Source organism: Phaeodactylibacter sp. (assembly GCF_040219495.1).
Classification (GTDB): Bacteria; Bacteroidota; Bacteroidia; order Chitinophagales; family Saprospiraceae; genus Phaeodactylibacter.
Window position 1 is genome coordinate 25,742 of the sequence record NZ_JAVJSK010000120.1, and the last position, 17,060, is coordinate 42,801.

Here is a 17,060-nt window from a genome sequence, read left to right on the forward strand (position 1 = left end):
TCAAGACCATGTCATTGAAGACCCTTGTTTTACTTCTTATTTTCGCAGGTTGCAGTACCATTTCAACTGCACAGCAAGACCGGATGCCCGGAGAAATATCCTGGGGCCCGGATATCACAGAACCCTCAAGGTCGAGTATCACGAAGGTGGTGGAAGTCGCTCCGGATGCTTATTACGTCCTCCGGGAGCGTAGGGGAAGTGCCATTTCACGGGGAGAGGTCTTCATAGAGCAATACGATGACCGGCAGCGGCTGAAGCGCTCGGTGGAACTCCCGCTTAAATACAAGCGCAAGTGGCGGGAATTCGAGGACTTATTGAAAATTGGCGGCAACTTCTACTTCTTCACGAGCTTCAACAACGAGGCGCAACGCAACAACTACCTCTTTTACCAAAAGCTGAACAGCAGGCTGCAGCCGGAACGCAACCTGACCAAGATTGCCGAAATCCCGGCAGCCAACCGGGCCCGGGCCGGGGCATTCAACTTGCTGATCTCCCAAGATAGCTCCAAGGTGCTCCTCTACAGTCAGCTTGACAATAAGCGAAAAGAGCCGGAACGCTTCGCTATTCGGGTTTTTGACAACCAAATGCAGGAACTCTGGGCAAAAAATATCCGCCTGCCGTACAGCGAGCAGCAGTTTGCGGTAGAAGATTACCGCATTGATGAGCAGGGCAACGTGTACCTGCTGTGCATACAGTATCTGGATGGCTCCGCTCAGGCCGTCCGCCGGGGCTTGGCTAATTATCAGTACGTGATCCTAGCCTATACCAATAATGGTGAAGACAAACAGGAGTACCGGATCGCCGTCAAGGATAAGTTTATCACAGACATGACCTTCCGCATCGGGAATGAAGGCGATTTGGTTTGTGCAGGTTTTTATTCTGAAAAAGGGACGACAAGTATCAAAGGCACCTGCTTCTTTCGGGTCGACCCGGAAACGGAAGAAGCCTTTAATATCAGCCTTCAGGAGTTTGACTTTGAGTTCCGTACGGCATTTATGCGGCAGGGGCAGCAGCGGCGGGCCGAGCGCGCCGAAGCGTCAGGTAATACCAACCAACAAGCCGAACTCAACCGATTTGCCCTCAATGAGCTGATCCTGCGTAGTGACGGTGGTGCCGTTATTGTGGCAGAGCAGTACTTCGTTTATCAGCAGACTTATCGTATGTGGGATGGCACGCTGCGGTTCGATGAGTTCTACAACTACAATGATATTATCGTGGTCAATATTCGGCCAGATGGCTCTATGGAATGGGCGCAGCGTATACCTAAACGACAGGAAACCGTGAACGACGGCGGTTACTACTCTTCCTATTCTATGGCTGTAGTGCGCGACCGGCTGTACTTCCTTTTTAACGATAACAACCGCAACTACACCTCGAAAAACGATAATGTCCTCTATAACTTCAATGGGCGGAACTCCATCATCACCCTCGCGGAGATCCGTAAAGGGGGCGCTCTTGAAATGTACCCACTCTACAATAACCGGGATGCAGGTATCATCACCCGCCCTAAAATTTGTAAGCAAACGGGCAGCCGCAAAATGATCATTTACGGAGAGCGGGGGCGCTCCTACCGGCTGGGGCTGCTTCAGTTCCTCTGAGGGCTTCCCTTTTAAGAAATAAGCGCTGCGGCTAGTGCGTTTTCATCCGGTGGCGCTGCCTGGTTTGGTAAGCGCACATCAGGATGGCTTTAGGAAAGCTTTTGCCGGTTTATCCACCTTTAGGATATCACAAAAAAGCGTAATTTGGGCTGAGCGCGGTAGCCCCGAGCTACCTTCGCGTTTGTTGGTTTTTCCATCGCTCAGTTGTGGGGGGCAAATTTAATTTTACAGGGCGTTATTTTTTTGCCGTATTGCCCGAACAGGACCGATTTTTTTGCTTAATATGAAATTAAATTTGCTTGCTTTTGCTCAACCATAAAAACTCCAACAAGCTCGTAACCGTAGGACCGACCGAAAAACCATGGAAAGAATAGCCATTTTTGCTTCCGGGACCGGAAGCAATGCGAAAAAAATTATTGAATATTTCAAGGCGCATCCTAATATTGAAGTTAGGCTCGTCGTTGCTAATAAGCCGGATGCGCCGGTGTTGGCAATGGCAAAACAGCAAGGCGTGAAAACGTTGCTGCTTGACCGGCCGGGTTTCTATCAGTCAGAAGGGGCACTGGAAGCGTTGGCTGAAGCTCAAATTACTTTCATTGTACTGGCCGGATTCTTATGGCTTGTCCCTCCTTACCTGGTAAATGCCTACCCTAATCGCATAGTCAATATTCATCCGGCCTTGTTGCCCAAATTTGGAGGCAAAGGCATGTATGGGATGCACGTACACCGCGCCGTGAAGGAGACCGGCGAGACAAATACAGGCATTACCATACATTTGGTCAACGAAGCCTACGACGAAGGGGATACGCTTTTCCAGGTCCGCTGCCCCGTCACTGCTGCCGATACGCCGGAGCAGATCGCCGCCAAGGTGCGTCAACTGGAACATGTGCACTTTGCACCCGTTATCGAGAAATACATTAATGCACTAAATTCATAATACCGAAGTCATGATCCGCAATTACTTATTACTGCTTCTTTTCCTTACCGGCTTATCGCCTGCATTGGAAGCGCAGAGCTGGAGAAGCTTGCGTAAAGATGCCGAGCAGGCTTATGAGGAAGGAGACCTTAAAACTGCAGCTGAAAAATATAGTGAAGCCTATAGTAAAAAGCGCAAAAAAGAGGAACTCACTTATAAAGCCGGAGAAATCTATTATGCCCTGCGTGATTACCGCAACGCAGTAGAGGCTTACCTGCCTGTTAAAGATAAGAATGATGACTTTCCGCTCGTAGGCTTAAAGTATGCCCGTTGCCTTAAGCAAGACGGACAGTACGACCGCGCAGTTACTGCATTTGAGGAGTTCCTGGAGGGCTACACCGGGGATGGCAAGGAAATCCTGGAAGAAATCATCCGAGTGGAAATTGTGGGCTGTAAATTCGGTATGGAAGCCCCCGCTAATGCCAACCGCGAGCTTAATATCGCCCTGCCTGGCGATGGGATCAATTCAGAAAAAGAGGACTTCGCTCCTTTCCCGATTTCTGACAATGAGCTATACTTCTCTTCCAATCAGGGCGAACGCGCCCGCATCTTCGTCTCTGAGCGGGACAACAACAAATGGACGGAGGGCGAGGCGCCCCGCAACTTCCCGGTTATTCAAAAGGGGCACTTCTGCAACAGCGCTATGTCTCCGGATGGTAACCGCATTTATTTCACCGTTTGCAATAATGACGATAAGAACTGGAATGATGTGAAGAACCGCTGTGAGATTTTTATCAGCAAACGGATAGGCAGCCAATGGTCTCAGCCGGAGCGCCTGCCGGATTACATCAACACGCAAGGGGTAACAGCTACGCACCCTTTTGTGACCCATCAGCGTGGAAGTGAAATCCTTTACTTTACTTCCAATCGGGAAGGTGGCCTGGGTGGAATGGACCTTTGGTATGCATCCCGTGATCTGGGGATTGACAATAACGACTTTAGCTTCCCGGTAAATTTGGGGCCAGTGGTCAATACCCTGGGCGATGAAATTACACCGTTTTATGACCGGGAGAACCAGGTCTTGTACTTCGCTTCCAACGGGCATGTCTCCATGGGGGGCTTTGATATTTTCCAGTCTACCGGCGACGAGGTCAGCTGGTCGCAACCTGATAATATGGGTATGCCGGTCAACTCCAGTGCTGATGACTACTTCTACATTCTCAACCCTTCCCGCAACGGTGGTTTCTTTACGTCCAACCGGGTATACGCTGGCGGTAAAATCACGACGGCCCACGAAGATATCTTTGAGTTTTCGGAAGGCGGCCGCCGGGTGGTCCTGAAAGGCAATGTATACGACCGGGCCAGCGGTGACCCCATCGGAGCCATCACGGTACGCTTGTTTGAGGTCGGCCCAAATGGAGAGTCTGAGCTGAGAAGCCAGAACTTCGGTGAAGGTAATTACGCCTTTGATATTTTACCCAACCGGCAGTTCAGGGTAGAAGTTAGTGCTTATGGCTACCGGCCTGGCTCTTACCGGGTGAATGCCAATGATGAGAATACCTACTCCTACGGGCAACCGATCTTCCTCGAAAAGGAAGGGCAGGGGCTTGGTATTCCTGAACCTCCGGTTATAGATGAAAATAGTGACCCTTATCCCGGGAATACCAGTCCTGATCGTACCGAACCACTTGAGCCAGAGGAGCCGGTGATAAACTATCCACCGGAGCCTACTACGGGTATCAATATGAACCCGGTTCCGCCTTACCGCACGAGAAGCCAGAACCCGAACGACAATTACGAGTACGAAACAACGGCACCGCGGCATACGGGTACGTACTATAAAGTTCAGATCGCAGCGGTTGGTAGTTTTGATCCCGCCCGCTTCAGTAATATCGCAAATTTGGGCAGCATACAGACAGAGTTTATTATTGCCCGGAACCTCAACCGGGTGATGCTCGCCGACTTCTTTTCTCTGCCCGATGCACGAAAGGCGCTCAGTGATGTCAAAGCCAAAGGCTATTCGAGTGCATACCTCATTGAGTATATCGATGGAGAACGGTATGGCCGGGTGCGCTAAGAAGGGATGGCGTACTTTATCAAGTGGATATGCAACAGGCGCTAAACTAACTTGACGCCCACATTAACGCTACGTTGTCGATTTACATCGCATGAAAAACGAGAGCGCCTCCGGGCAGCCATTGACGTGGTCCGGGGGCGCTCTTTTTTTGCCCCTGGCCCCGGGGAAGGCATCAGGGGGCATAATGGAGCAAGCCCCCAAATCTTTCGTTGAACCCATCCACACCTTGTAAACCACCGGTATGTACGGCGACGACGGTGCTGCCTTTGGGAAAGTAGCCTTGCCTGGCTAGTGTTGCCAGCCCAAAGAACAGTTTTCCGGTGTAAACGGGGTCAAGTGCGATACCGTACTTTTGGTAGAAATCATTGAGGAAACCGATCAGTTCAGGGCGGTACCTGGCGTAGCCCCCAAAGTGGAAATCGGTTATTAAATCCCAGCCTGTGCCTGCCTGCCGGCCGGTCAGACCTTCAATATCATGTTTAAGGAAGTCGCCTTTAAGTGCTGAAAAAACCAGGACTTTACTCTGTGGAGCAGCCTGAAGGATCATGCCGGCTGCAGTGCCGCCGGTGCCGGCACTGACGCACCAGTAATCCACTTGTAGACTGGGGTGCTGCTGAATCGTCTCCTTAACGATTTCACGGGTTCCCTCAAGGGCTAGCTCATTCGTACCGCCCTCCGGCAAATGGTAGAACGGCCCAAAATCCTGCTGCAGCTTGGCCAGAAAGTGTGGATCGTCTTTTTGCCGGAAGGCAGAACGGCTCACAAAATGCAGATGCATGCCGCAATCTTTGGCAAACCGCAGCGTAGGGTTGAGCGCCTGAGGTGCTTCACCTCGGATGACGCCTGTGGTTTTGAACCCAAAGGCCACACCTGCACCCGCTACCGCTGCAATATGATTGGAAAATGCCCCTCCGAAAGTAAGTAATTGCTGCTCGCCTGCTGATTGGGCCGCAGCAAGGTTGTATTTTAACTTACGCCACTTATTCCCGCACAGTGCCAGGTCCGGCCCCATCCGGAGTAGATCGTCTCTCTTGATCAGTACCGATAGGACTGCGTCTTCAAATGCCGGGAGTACAATCGGCTCAAGCGGCGATGGCGCATGTTCAAGAAGCGATGAAATTGCTGGCATGCCCTAAAGTAAAAAAAAATCTGCCGGGTGGTATATGCATCCACCCGGCAGAGAAATATTTGTATACGCTTAGTCGGTTGTACTATGGTGTGCGGCGAATGGAAACCGGCATCTCCCGGTCGTAGTCACCCTCAATCATTGGAGACTGCTTGGAGCCTGTATAGTTCTGTACATTTTGGCTCACAAACCGGAAAAGCTCGGAGATGTCAACATAACGGTCCCGGTTCTGGTCTGCTTCGCCTTTCAAGCCACGGATCAGGTAGTGGCTGAATACGCCTTGCCGTAAGCCTTTGGCCTCGAGCGAGGTTTCATTAGATTTGGAAGACATGATCAGGGCAGTACCTGGAGAGGCTTCTGCCAGCCGGTCGTAGAAATCCTGAGTAAGCTGACTGGGCACGCCACCTCTTGCGGTCAGCAAGCCCCCGCTGTAGCAAGCATCTGCAATGCATAGTTTATACTTCGCCGGGCTGCGTTCCAGGATACCAATGATCTCCTTATGAAACAGCTTATTGCGGAACCCATTGAAGTCGATGGGCAGGAAGGCGTCATCATACCCGTGCCCTGAATAATAAAGCATGATCAGGTCTTCGGGCCCGGCCCGGCTGAAGACCTCTTTCATTGTATATTTGATACGGTTGAGGGTTGCTGCTTCATCAATCAGGATACGGATGTGGTCATCATCAAGTGCGCCGCCTTCCGGGCTTTTCAGAAAAGCGTACATCTGGTAGGCATCGTCATCTGTATAATTCAGTGGGGGCATACTGGTGTAGGTGGATATGCCAATCACTACCGCAAATACCTCTAACTCAGGATTGTTATTGCCATTAATAGCGGGTGACGGTTGAGGGGATGTTTGGCGAGACGGCAGCACTGGCTCTACCTTTTCACGGACCAGCTCTCCTTTTTCCCAGAGGCCAGAGCGTTGCTCGCCGGCGTTGGTGAAGAGAGTACCATGCCCTTGCAGATAGCCCATTTCGAGTTCGCCTTCGTAGCGTTCTCCATTAGAATAAATGATAGTCCCCCTGCCATGAGGGTATCCATCCTTGAACGTACCTATGTATTTATTATCGTTTTTGAAAATGTAAGTACCGGTCCCATTGCGGCAGTCACCGGAGATACACCCCTTTGATATCGGTGTCTGATGCCCGATGAACTCCCCGTCCATCCACTGGCCTTCCAGGGCAGATTGGTTAGGGCGGTAGAGGACACCTTCTCCGTGGTAGAACCCATTCTTGAATTCGCCAACGTAGCGGTTGCCATTGGCCCGGTACATGGTGCCCCGTCCATTAGGTTTTCCTTTCTCAAAAGAGCCTTCATACTCAGACCGGTCCAGGTATACGATGCGGCCTTTTCCACTAACACAGTTGCCGGAAAGGCAACCGGCTTCGACTTCATTGCCAGCTTTAGTGGTGTTTTGGCAGCCTTCTATAGATGTTCCATTGACCCACCGGCCATAGCATTCCTGCCCATTGGCATAAGTCATGGTGCCATAGCCGTGAGGGTTGCCATTCTTCCAGTCGCCTTCGTAGGTATTACCATTTGGATAGTGGCAAATACCATGGCCATCCCGATTACCGTCACGGAACCAGCCAATATACATGGCTTCATTACTGTACACGTACACACCTCGCCCATTAGAGCAGGTGCCAGAAATACAGCCCTTGGAATACCGGTCAATGCGCACAGAGCCTCCTTTAGTCTGTACGGCTTCGCCTGGTTTGGAATGACCGTCAAAAATCCCGTCCTCAAACCAGCCAACTTGTCTTTTTCCGGTGCTTAGGAGGCGTGAACCCTTACCGTGAGGCAGGTTATTTCGCCACTCTCCTTCATAACGGCCGCCTCCGTTTGGCCAATAGCAGATGCCAACACCGTGGTACTGGCCATCCTTAAATTGTCCTACGTATTTAATGCCGTTTTCCAGGATCAGTGTCCCTTCCCCGTTTTCACAGTCGCCTTCTATGCAGGTTTGTGCAGAGAGGATACTGGTGCACCAGATCATGGCTAGGGCGATAAGAGTCAATGTGTTCTTTTTCATGATTTGTTACTTGCTTTGGGCTATGATGAATGCTGTGTTTACTTTGGAAATGCCACACCTGATGGACCGGGTTTTCTGCAAACAGCAGATTGAAACAAGCATTAGACCTGCCGTCCATCCTTTAGGCGCTCATTCAGGTATTCGGTCAGCCCCGTCCAATCTTCTCACTGTTGTAGTGGCAATGATTGGCAACGCGAGGTGGCCGGCTGTCTTGGTACAAGACCGCTGATGTCAGGAAAGGTATCAGGAAATTAAGCGTATGGCTTACCCTTGAGGGTTGCGTTAAAGGCTTCATTACATCGGTTTTTAGAAATAGCTGTTTTTTTAACGAAAACAGTTATTGAAAAATTCCATATTGAACGTTCTTTTATACGTACGAAGCTTTTTTTGATAAGGTTGCAAGTAAAGCCCTCCTTTTGTTTTTAGAAAGGGCTAAACCAAAGCCAAACGAAGTAATCAGATTAGCGTTCATAAACGCTATTAGCAATATCTTATATTTAAAAGATTGTAAATTGAAAAAACCGGATGATTAGTGACAGGCTAAGAGCAAAGGATTCGGAATGCTTCTTCCCGGAGCGTGGGACAGGCTTCTAGGGGAGGAGTACGAGGATGTTGAGGAAGAGGAGGGTGTACCAACTGATCGGGTCCGCACACAGGTGGATATAAAACCAAATGGGATTTACGTATCACGTAAATCCCATTTGGTGTGTTCATTAGGCTGTTATTCGTTACCTGCATCCAAAGAGTGGGAATGCAGGAGCTGCTATCATTCCTTAGCGCAATCCGTTGCTGTTGAAGGTTGCATCCTGTGAGAAAGAACCCGTACGGCTGCTAACCGGAGTGCCAACGGAAGAGATATTCTTTTGGAGTACACAACCGATCATAATTGCTTTTGACGTGCCGGTACCTTTGAAGTCGTTATAGACACCAGCGCCTCTGAAGTGCGCCTTATTGGAAATGAAACGGCAGTGGCTTACCAGAGGAGCAACCTGACCGTTATGGGCTTTATTCATGATACCGCCACCGTAGGTTGCGATGTTGTACTCGAAAACAACGTTTTTTAACTTAGGTGCTGTTTTACTCTGAGCACCCCTTGCACTATTATAGATCGCACCGCCGTTGAGCGTTGCTGTATTCTGAATAAAGTGTGTCTTTTCGATTACCGGGCTGCACTCACCGTTGAGGGCCAGATTGTAGATTCCAGCGCCCTCACGGGCTTTGTTGTCAATAAACTTGCAGTTGCGGATAGTAGGAGAGGAGTTCTTACCATTTGCGAGGTTGTACCAGCCGGCACCGCAGGACTCCATAACATGGCTTTCACCTTCCTGCTCTACATTAGCAGTACCGCCCGTGATGATAAATCCATCAATCACGGTTGCCTGACCTACATTTTCGGTATAAACAACGGTATATGCGTTGTCTTCCAGGGAAGGTGTGCCAATTTCTCCGCTGAGAATTGTGCGGTTGGCATTGACGTTACGCTGCGTCAGAGACGACTCGGTACCTGCAAAGCCTCCGTATAGCTTTACACCATCCTTGATTTTGAAATACAGGTTACGGTTTGTACCTGAAGTTGTGAAATACTCTCCCTGAGCAACCCAGACGGCATCGCCTTTCTTAGCAACTTTCAGCGCTTGCTGAACGGAGCCTAAGGCATTTGCCCAAGAGGAACCATTTCCTTGACTATTTTGCTTGACGAAGAGAATTGTCTCTGCGTTCAGCTGGCCCATAGTCATGACCATGATGAGTAAAGTTGTTACTTGTTTCACGCCTAATGAAGTTTTTGAAGTTGGTAAATAACCGAGGTATTGGGAAGTACCTTCAGTTACGTTAGGCTGGAGTTGTTTTCAAAAGCTGGGAAACTAATTGAAACGACCCCTTCCTAAAAGGCGTCAAACGAAGAACAAAATTTAGGATATTGGGCAATGAAGGACGTCACTCCTTCACCGTATCAAAATCGGAGTTGGGACCCTAATTTTGATTTAAGGGCAAGATATAACTTTTTTTCTAATAAACATAAATTCAATTTAGAAAAAAATATATCTTAATGTCTCTGCCAAAAAAAAGGACTAAAAAGTTAGACCGGTTTTTTTGTGGATAGACGAATCTCTTAACGAGCACGAAGCTCGAAATGTTACATTGCTATTAAAAAATTTAGATAAGGTATCATATGGCTATGGCATAAAGTTAGTAAAACCAATGCATTTGTGCAACAAAACGGCTTCAATCCGAAATATTTTCAATTATATTAGAGTTTTATGTAACGAAAATAGATGCCCAAACGTATACATTTAGCGTTGGCGGGTGAAAGTTCTTGCCAGCGATAACTCCCCCCTTACGACGATATACAGGACAATTGTTATCCGGTTTTAGCGAAATCTTTTCTGTATATTGAGCACAGACCTAGAATAATAGCAACTTTTTTTATACGGATAATTGGTGGTTTGGGGTTTCCTGCCTTCCTGTTGCCGGTATAAACTCTTGGCATTCAGGTGCAATAAGCACTACCGGGATGCTATTGAGGGAATGCTCAGCCCCCCTAAGCGTAATCAAGAAGTATTAAATTAAGTTAAAACGGTCCATTTTGAGAAAGTTACTATACATTGCGTTTTTGGTCTACTGGGTTATGCCGGGAGCGAGCGCTCAGGATATCCACTATTCTCAGTTCGGCTATGCCCCGGCTACTACGAATCCAGCCCTCACAGGCATATTCAGAGGCAAATTCCGTGCCATTAGTAACTCCCGGCAGCAATGGCGGACGGTACCTGTTAACTACCTTACCTTTTCGGCCAGTGCTGATGTGAAGCTCCCTAACCGCAACCTGATGAAGAATGGTTTTTGGGCCGTGGGCGCTTCTTTCAACTACGACCGTGCAGGTTTGGCCAGGCTGCAAAACACCAACCTCAACCTGAACCTTTCCTACACGCACCGGCTTGCAGAAAAGGTGTTCATTACCGCCGGGGCTCAGTCGGGCCTGGCCCGTAGAGATTTCGATATCAACCCATTGCTTTTTGACAATCAGTACGACCCTACCATTAGTGGGGGCAATGCAGGCCTGGACAATAACGAAGGGTTTCAAAACCTGAATAATGATTTTGCCGACTTTAGCGCAGGGCTGAACCTCCGGATTCAGGATTTCAGCAACTGTGAGATTGTCAATACGCTTAAAAACCGTTCCTCAATAGATATAGGTGTAGGTGTATTTCACCTCAACCGGCCGGATCAGGCATTTGATGATATGGGCAGGGGCGAAAGAGCGGATTTGCCAATGCGGATAAGCCCCTATATCCTGGCCAATAAGCAGGTGGATCCAATTGTCGATATTTTTGCCAATCTGAATTTTCAGTTCCAGGGAGTTTATAAGGAATGGCTGACCAACTTTGGGGGCCGTGTTTTTTTCGATAAAACCCCTGGCAGCGTTACTGCGCTTGAGTTGAGTTGTGGATACCGGTTCAATAACGAATTGGGCGACGTGGTTTATCCTGCAATCGGCATGCAGTATGGCGATATTTTTGCCGGATTTTCATACGATATCAATATTTCGGCTTTTGATGTGGCGACCCGCAACCGTGGTGGTTGGGAACTGACAGTCCGCTACACGCTGAGCCAAATATGTTTGGACAACTATTTCTGTCCATTATTATAGGCTCGGTGTAAAGAGCCATTAGGTACTATGAGCAAACTGACCGTCTTTGCTTCAGCAAGAACGGTGGTGCCGGAATAATAAGAACGACCCAAAACCCGACCGGCGCCCTATCATCCCCCCTAACTGCGATGGTTATGGCGTTCCTGCATCGTACCTAATTCACGTTTCAAGGCCATGCTGCCTGCGGGCAACAGGCATCAGGCCAGTTATGATAAAGAATTACATTTGCCCGTACTTCTTAGGAAGCCTGCTGCCGGACCATTCCAGCGGCGCTTTTTATTACCTAATGGAGACAATAAAATATCTATGAATATCAAGATGTTGTCCATGCTGCTGACTCTGCTATTACCCCTTTGGGGAGCCAGCCAGTCATTGGAAAAAGTACTTGAAGCCGGGGATGAGGCCTACGAAAGCCGGGACTACTTCACCGCTTTTAAATGCTACGAGGTTGTACTCAACTATGAGGACAGCAAGTACAGCCGACCCCGGCGCCTGCTGAATTTCCAATATGGGCTATCCGCACAGCGGTTTAATTATTATTCTAAAGCAGACTCGGTTTTTGCGAACCTCATGGTCGCCTCAGAAGATAATAACCAGATCGACTCCATTTACGCAAGAACGGTCTTCTATAGAGCTCAGCTGCTGTTGTCTAAAGGCAAAAGCGAAGAAGATTACCGTCTTTCACAATCGTTTTTTGAAAAGGTGAGAGACGGGCTGTCTTCAAAAGTCAGTACAGACCCGGTTCTGCAACAGCGTTACCGTGCTGCGGCCGTGGCTGGTATCCAAAAAGTAGAGTACAGCATACAGCGCAATGGCTGGATCAACCGCGACACCCTGCATCGTTTGACGAGCGAAAAGGTGAACTCCAGCTATTCCGATCTGGCACCGGTGCTAGTGGGGGATACGCTGTACTTTTCTTCCCTGCGTTTTGACCGCAACCCGCTGAGGCGTAAGCGGCAGTCCACCACCTACTCCAAAAACCTCAGCGCTGTGTTTACCGCACGGGATACCGGTGGGATGGACACGGTACTTACTGTTTTAGCCAACTCGGGCGCCTTCAATGAGGAAGACCGTTTCACGTTGCACCGCACGATAAGCCCTTCAGGAGATTGGATGGTGTTTTCCACTTGCAAGCCGCAAGGCGACTCCATCCGTTGCCAGCTGTACCAACGCAAAAAACTGGGAACCGGTACCTGGAGCGAACCACAGCCAATGGGCATCAATGCCAGTGATCGATATACCACCACACAGCCTGCTTTTGGGTACGACTGCAGCACAGGTGAGGTCGTGCTTTATTTCGTTTCGGACCGCTCCGGCACCCTGGGGGGGCTCGATATCTGGCAAGCCAATTTTGATGAGGCTACCGGGACTGGCAGCTCAGTCGTTAATATCGGCGCACCTGTAAACTCAAAATGGAACGAATCCACGCCTTTCTATCATCAGTTGGGCAGTACCCTTTACTTCGGCTCCGATGCCCCTCCGGGCTACGGGTTATATGACCTTTTCAAATCCTTGAAAACGGCGGGCGGCTGGACTACGCCCATCAACCTGGGCGCACCTTATAATACAGGCTTCAATGATATGTACTTCTCTGCTTCCGGAGACGGCAGCACCGTCTACCTGTCTTCAGACCGGCCAAGGTCGAGGCGCTTCGATGAAGCGATTGACGCTTGTTGCCAGGATATCTTTACCGGCACTATGCCGATTGACCGCGAATTGTTTGTAGAGATCGTGCAGTGCGCCGAAAAACCTGCGGGGTATACCCCCACCCAACTACAGGTCATTGATATTTCGGACTGCCGGCAGTTGGATACCCTGATCAATACGACCTCTATGGACGATATAGCCGAGTCCATTCCTGTTAAGCAATACCGGCAATACCGTATTTTAGCCTCCAATGCCTCTATCGGTACGGAAATCGATACGGTCATTGACCTCAGACAGGCAAGATACGATACCACTCAAACCGCAAGTGTACTTATAGATTTACTCCCCGATTATGTGGAGTTGGCCGTTTCAACCGGCTTTTTTCTCAATGGCGACCTAATCGAAATAGGGAGTATAGCAGTACAAGACAACAGCGGCAACCAACTGCAGTCAGTCAATGGGCAAGCCGGGCTCTACCGGCTGGCTTTTGATAAGTATTATAGTATAGGGATTACCGTTGATTCTACAGAGCGGATAATTCAAGGGGTACTTCCAGGCGTGGTTACGCTATACCCGGATACCCTTGAAGGGATTTTCTTTCCAAAGGAAAAATGCCGGAAAGTCTGCTTTCAGGAAATTGATATCCCTTTACCTGCCGACCAGCGAAGAGAAATGCGCGTTTACTTTCATAACGATAAACCAAACCGTGCCGGCCGTATTCCAGGTGGCTTCCGGGGCTACACAAGTGTAACGGATCAGTCTTTTGAAGATGCTACTATTGAGTATCTTAAACTGAGCAGTATCTATTCCGAGAATAACCCCAGGATTGATTCGGTACAAAGCCGTATTGAGGGCTTCTTTGGCAATGAGGTAGCGGATGGACAGGATGCGTTGAACGAGTTATCTAAAAGCCTGATTCTTGCGGCTACAAAGCTAGACGACGATCAACATATTCAGGTCGAAATTCAAGGCATGTGTAGTGCCAGAGGTAATAAAATTTACAATGATAGCCTTGCGCTCCGAAGGATACAGTGTATTCGAGAGTATATGGAGGAGCAGGAGGCAGATGGTCTTAGGCTTGGCGACTTTATGGGTGCGGAAGGCACTAATGCAAAGGTTCTTATTGTGCCGCGTCCTCTGGGGGAATCAGCCGCAAGTGGAAACTTCCCCGGTGGGGATGAAAACGGCAAATATAATATTGGCGCAGCCCTGGACCGGCGTGTAGAGCTGAAAGTGGTGCTGCCTGAACAAAAAGCCCCGGATCTGACGATTTTCAATCTGGACGAAGATTGCACCCAAACCAATAATGAAACGCGAAAAAATCCCGAACAATGATACAGACCAGATTAGTAAACCTTAAACGAAGCGGGCTTTTGGTGTTGCTCTTCTGCTTGTTGGGCGGTACATCGGCCTGGAGCAAATCTTTGTACCCCTGGAATGACGGCAGCACCCTTTGCGACTGGCAAACCGACAGGTCTGCTCCGGCGTCGTTATACTCAATGGCTGGTGTGGAAACCGATACCATTACCCCGCCGCTCCCCTCCTTCGTATGTGATGTGGTCTGCCCGGACTTCCAGGTCAACTGGATTTCCATTGATGCAGATTGCGGGCAAAGCAATGGGGCAGCAACAGTGACTCCGGTAGGACTGCCGCCCGGTACCGAATTTGTCTACAATTGGGAAGGTGGAATCAGTGACGGCCCGAGTGCCGAAAACCTGGCCCCCGGCGTTTACACAGTCGTGATTGGTATTAGCGACCTACTGGAAGATCAGTCACTCCGGGATTGCCTGATCGAAACGGAGGTCATCGTTGGGACCAAAGAAGGCCCCGAAGTGAATATCAATAAAATTACAGCAGGAAACTGCGCAGACCTGTCGGGAAGTGTCAAGCTGGAAATTGGTGGCGGGACAGCGCCTTACACCATCTCCTGGGGCGATGGCGGCAGCAATACCCTGAATGCGGATGGAATTGTCAATATCACGGCCCTGGCACCGGGCGACTATACGTTTATTGTGACGGATGCTGCGGGCTGCCTGACCTCCATAGCGGTAACGATTCCGCAAGCACAAAACCCGATTACACTGACCGGTACGCCCCCTTCGCTTTGTACCAGTGATGATGGGGCGATTACGGTTACTATGGAAGAAGGCTTTCCGCCTTACACCATTACCCTGAATGATGCACTGGAAATTACGACCAACAATAACCCCTATACCTTTGAAAACCTCTCAGTAGGGTTGTACACGGTAAAGGTAGAATATGGTTTCGTCTGTGAGGCAGAAGCCGTAATTGAGCTGAATACGCCTGATTTTGTTTGTAACGATGGCTGGTCGGTTGTGGACCCGGTTTGCCCAGGTGATCCTGCTTTCCTGTACTTCGATGGTAGCGGCGATGCACAGGAAACCTTCCAGATCCGGCAATTGAATTCCGGTTTTCTTATTGCCTCCGTACCGGGTAACGAAGAGGTATATGTCGAAGTACAGTACAGCAATTACGAGGTACGCCGAATAAGTACCCTGGATGATTGCATTTGCGAGTTTATGCTGTCCGTTGAGCCGGTTTCCTTAGAAGCGCAGCTAACGGTCATTGATGGAAGCTGCGAACCGGGGAATATTATTCCGGGCAGTATTGCACTAAGTGCGGCCACCGGAGGTATACCACCGTATGCTTTGGAAGTGACAGACTTGGATAATAACACCGTTGACGCTTCGAACCTTATCGCAGGAACTTACATTGCAACCGTATCCGATGCCAACAACTGCCAACTCTCAGCAACCGTTGAGGTGGAGGGTGGAGCCTTAATCGGAGGTATAGAAGAGCAAGAGGTGGTGGTGTGCGAAGGCGACACTTTTCAGCCCACTTTCGATAATGCCGGTAATGATAATCTTACCTTTAGTTGGACGCCCACAACCGGGCTTAGCGATCCTACCGTTGCGTCTCCTGTTATCACCCCTACAGAAGATATCACCTATGTACTTGATATTACCGACCCCAACTGTGGTACCTTTTCAGATACCCTGGTGATTGATTTTGTGCCGGGGCTGAATATGATGGTTGAAGGGAATGCTTTTGAATTAGGAGAGGAATCGACCATCATTACCGTTTCTTCAGATAATGACAGTGCGGTATACACCTGGTATCAGGGAGACAGCACCGTAGTTGATGATGATGGTAACGATACATTTGTCCTAAACGTTGAGCAGTTTGCGCCACCTTATTATGTGGTAGGTGAGGTCAATGGCTGCCCGGATACGCTGTTTTTTAATGTGATACCTCCATCAGAAGTAGACTTCACGATCAGCGTACCTGATATTGAAATTTGCGAAGGAACAGATGCCACGCTGCAGGCTACCATCATTCCTGATACTGCTCTGGTGGACAGCCTCGTTTGGACCAACCCTCAGGGAGACCCTCTGGGGGCAGAGCTGGAATTACAGCTGAATGGTCTGACCGCTGGAACTTACACTTACACCATTACTGGTTTTAGCCCGCTGGGGATTGCACAGGCTACAGCTACAGTGAATGTACTTCCAATTCCTGCCATTGATGCGCAGCCGAATGGTATGCTTTCTTTATGTGTGACAGATTTAGACACCTTAGTGGAACTGACCGCTACTGCATCCGGGTATCCAGACACTGCGATTGTATGGACGGGGTCTGGAGGTACGCAACTGGGTACAGGCAGTACAATTATGTTACAAGCTTTACAAGGAAACAGTCAATATATAGCAACCCTGTCTTCCATTTGCGGAGACGTAAGCGATACGGTGGACATTGAAGTCAATACAGCGCCTACACCACCGGCTTTACCAGATACGCTGAAGCTGTGCGTTGGTCAGGATACCGTAATAGACGTGAGCAGCTACGGCTACCCGTACACCTGGTCAGAATGCAACGGCGCGGTCATCCCTGTGGTAGACGGTGAGATCGTCATCAGCGGGGGCACAGCAGGGGAGCAGTGCTTTACCTTCTCTGCCTCGAACGCCTGTGGCAATACAGAAGCGCAAGTCAT

The 17,060-nt window shown here is 49.4% G+C and carries 10 protein-coding genes; 6 read left to right on the forward strand and 4 right to left on the reverse strand.

Going from position 1 to position 17,060, the window contains the following annotated elements; all coding sequences use genetic code 11:
* Positions 1-8 precede the first annotated feature (8 nt).
* The 3 genes from RIC19_RS18875 to RIC19_RS18885 all read left to right on the forward strand — a co-directional run bounded on the left by RIC19_RS18875 (position 9) and on the right by RIC19_RS18885 (position 4,591).
* Positions 9-1,598, forward strand: coding sequence for a hypothetical protein (locus tag RIC19_RS18875; RefSeq protein ID WP_350179916.1), 1,590 nt, complete (start codon positions 9-11; stop codon positions 1,596-1,598).
* A gap of 361 nt (positions 1,599-1,959) precedes the next feature.
* On the forward strand, positions 1,960-2,535 hold the full coding sequence (gene purN / locus RIC19_RS18880; protein WP_350179917.1) for a phosphoribosylglycinamide formyltransferase: 576 nt from the start codon (positions 1,960-1,962) through the stop codon (positions 2,533-2,535).
* 10 nt (positions 2,536-2,545) lie between these two features.
* On the forward strand, positions 2,546-4,591 hold the full coding sequence (locus RIC19_RS18885) for a hypothetical protein (RefSeq protein WP_350179918.1): 2,046 nt from the start codon (positions 2,546-2,548) through the stop codon (positions 4,589-4,591).
* A gap of 172 nt (positions 4,592-4,763) precedes the next feature.
* Here the strand turns inward: RIC19_RS18885 and RIC19_RS18890 are convergent, their stop codons facing one another.
* From RIC19_RS18890 to RIC19_RS18905, 4 genes are all read right to left on the reverse strand, one after another.
* Positions 4,764-5,720, reverse strand: a complete 957-nt coding sequence (locus RIC19_RS18890; protein WP_350179919.1) for a 1-aminocyclopropane-1-carboxylate deaminase/D-cysteine desulfhydrase — start codon at positions 5,718-5,720, stop codon at positions 4,764-4,766.
* 82 nt (positions 5,721-5,802) lie between these two features.
* Positions 5,803-7,755: a caspase family protein gene (locus RIC19_RS18895; protein ID WP_350179920.1), complete on the reverse strand. Its 1,953-nt coding sequence runs from the start codon at positions 7,753-7,755 to the stop codon at positions 5,803-5,805.
* Between the two features lie 145 nt (positions 7,756-7,900).
* Positions 7,901-8,050 (reverse strand): hypothetical protein, encoded by a 150-nt coding sequence (locus tag RIC19_RS18900; RefSeq protein WP_350179921.1) that lies wholly within the window; start codon positions 8,048-8,050, stop codon positions 7,901-7,903.
* A gap of 478 nt (positions 8,051-8,528) precedes the next feature.
* Positions 8,529-9,524 (reverse strand): hypothetical protein, encoded by a 996-nt coding sequence (locus RIC19_RS18905; RefSeq protein WP_350179922.1) that lies wholly within the window; start codon positions 9,522-9,524, stop codon positions 8,529-8,531.
* Between the two features lie 815 nt (positions 9,525-10,339).
* Here RIC19_RS18905 and RIC19_RS18910 point away from each other — a divergent pair.
* The 3 genes from RIC19_RS18910 to RIC19_RS18920 all read left to right on the forward strand — a co-directional run.
* Positions 10,340-11,401: a PorP/SprF family type IX secretion system membrane protein gene (locus RIC19_RS18910; RefSeq protein WP_350179923.1), complete on the forward strand. Its 1,062-nt coding sequence runs from the start codon at positions 10,340-10,342 to the stop codon at positions 11,399-11,401.
* Between the two features lie 306 nt (positions 11,402-11,707).
* Complete coding sequence (locus tag RIC19_RS18915) at positions 11,708-14,383, forward strand: OmpA family protein (protein WP_350179924.1); 2,676 nt, start codon at positions 11,708-11,710, stop codon at positions 14,381-14,383.
* Positions 14,380-17,060: hypothetical protein (locus tag RIC19_RS18920; RefSeq protein ID WP_350179925.1), on the forward strand; the 2,681-nt coding region annotated here is incomplete at its 3' end. The genes RIC19_RS18915 and RIC19_RS18920, both read left to right, overlap by 4 nt.

Excerpts from the sequence above, each read along its gene's own strand:
- RIC19_RS18900 (WP_350179921.1), bottom strand. The coding sequence starts at position 8,050 with ATGAAGCCTTTAACGCAACCCTCAAGGGTAAGCCATACGCTTAATTTC.
- RIC19_RS18890 (WP_350179919.1), bottom strand. The coding sequence starts at position 5,720 with ATGCCAGCAATTTCATCGCTTCTTGAACATGCGCCATCGCCGCTTGAG.
- RIC19_RS18895 (WP_350179920.1), bottom strand. The coding sequence starts at position 7,755 with ATGAAAAAGAACACATTGACTCTTATCGCCCTAGCCATGATCTGGTGC.
- purN (WP_350179917.1), top strand. The coding sequence starts at position 1,960 with ATGGAAAGAATAGCCATTTTTGCTTCCGGGACCGGAAGCAATGCGAAA.
- RIC19_RS18885 (WP_350179918.1), top strand. The coding sequence starts at position 2,546 with ATGATCCGCAATTACTTATTACTGCTTCTTTTCCTTACCGGCTTATCG.
- RIC19_RS18915 (WP_350179924.1), top strand. The coding sequence starts at position 11,708 with ATGAATATCAAGATGTTGTCCATGCTGCTGACTCTGCTATTACCCCTT.
- RIC19_RS18875 (WP_350179916.1), top strand. The coding sequence starts at position 9 with ATGTCATTGAAGACCCTTGTTTTACTTCTTATTTTCGCAGGTTGCAGT.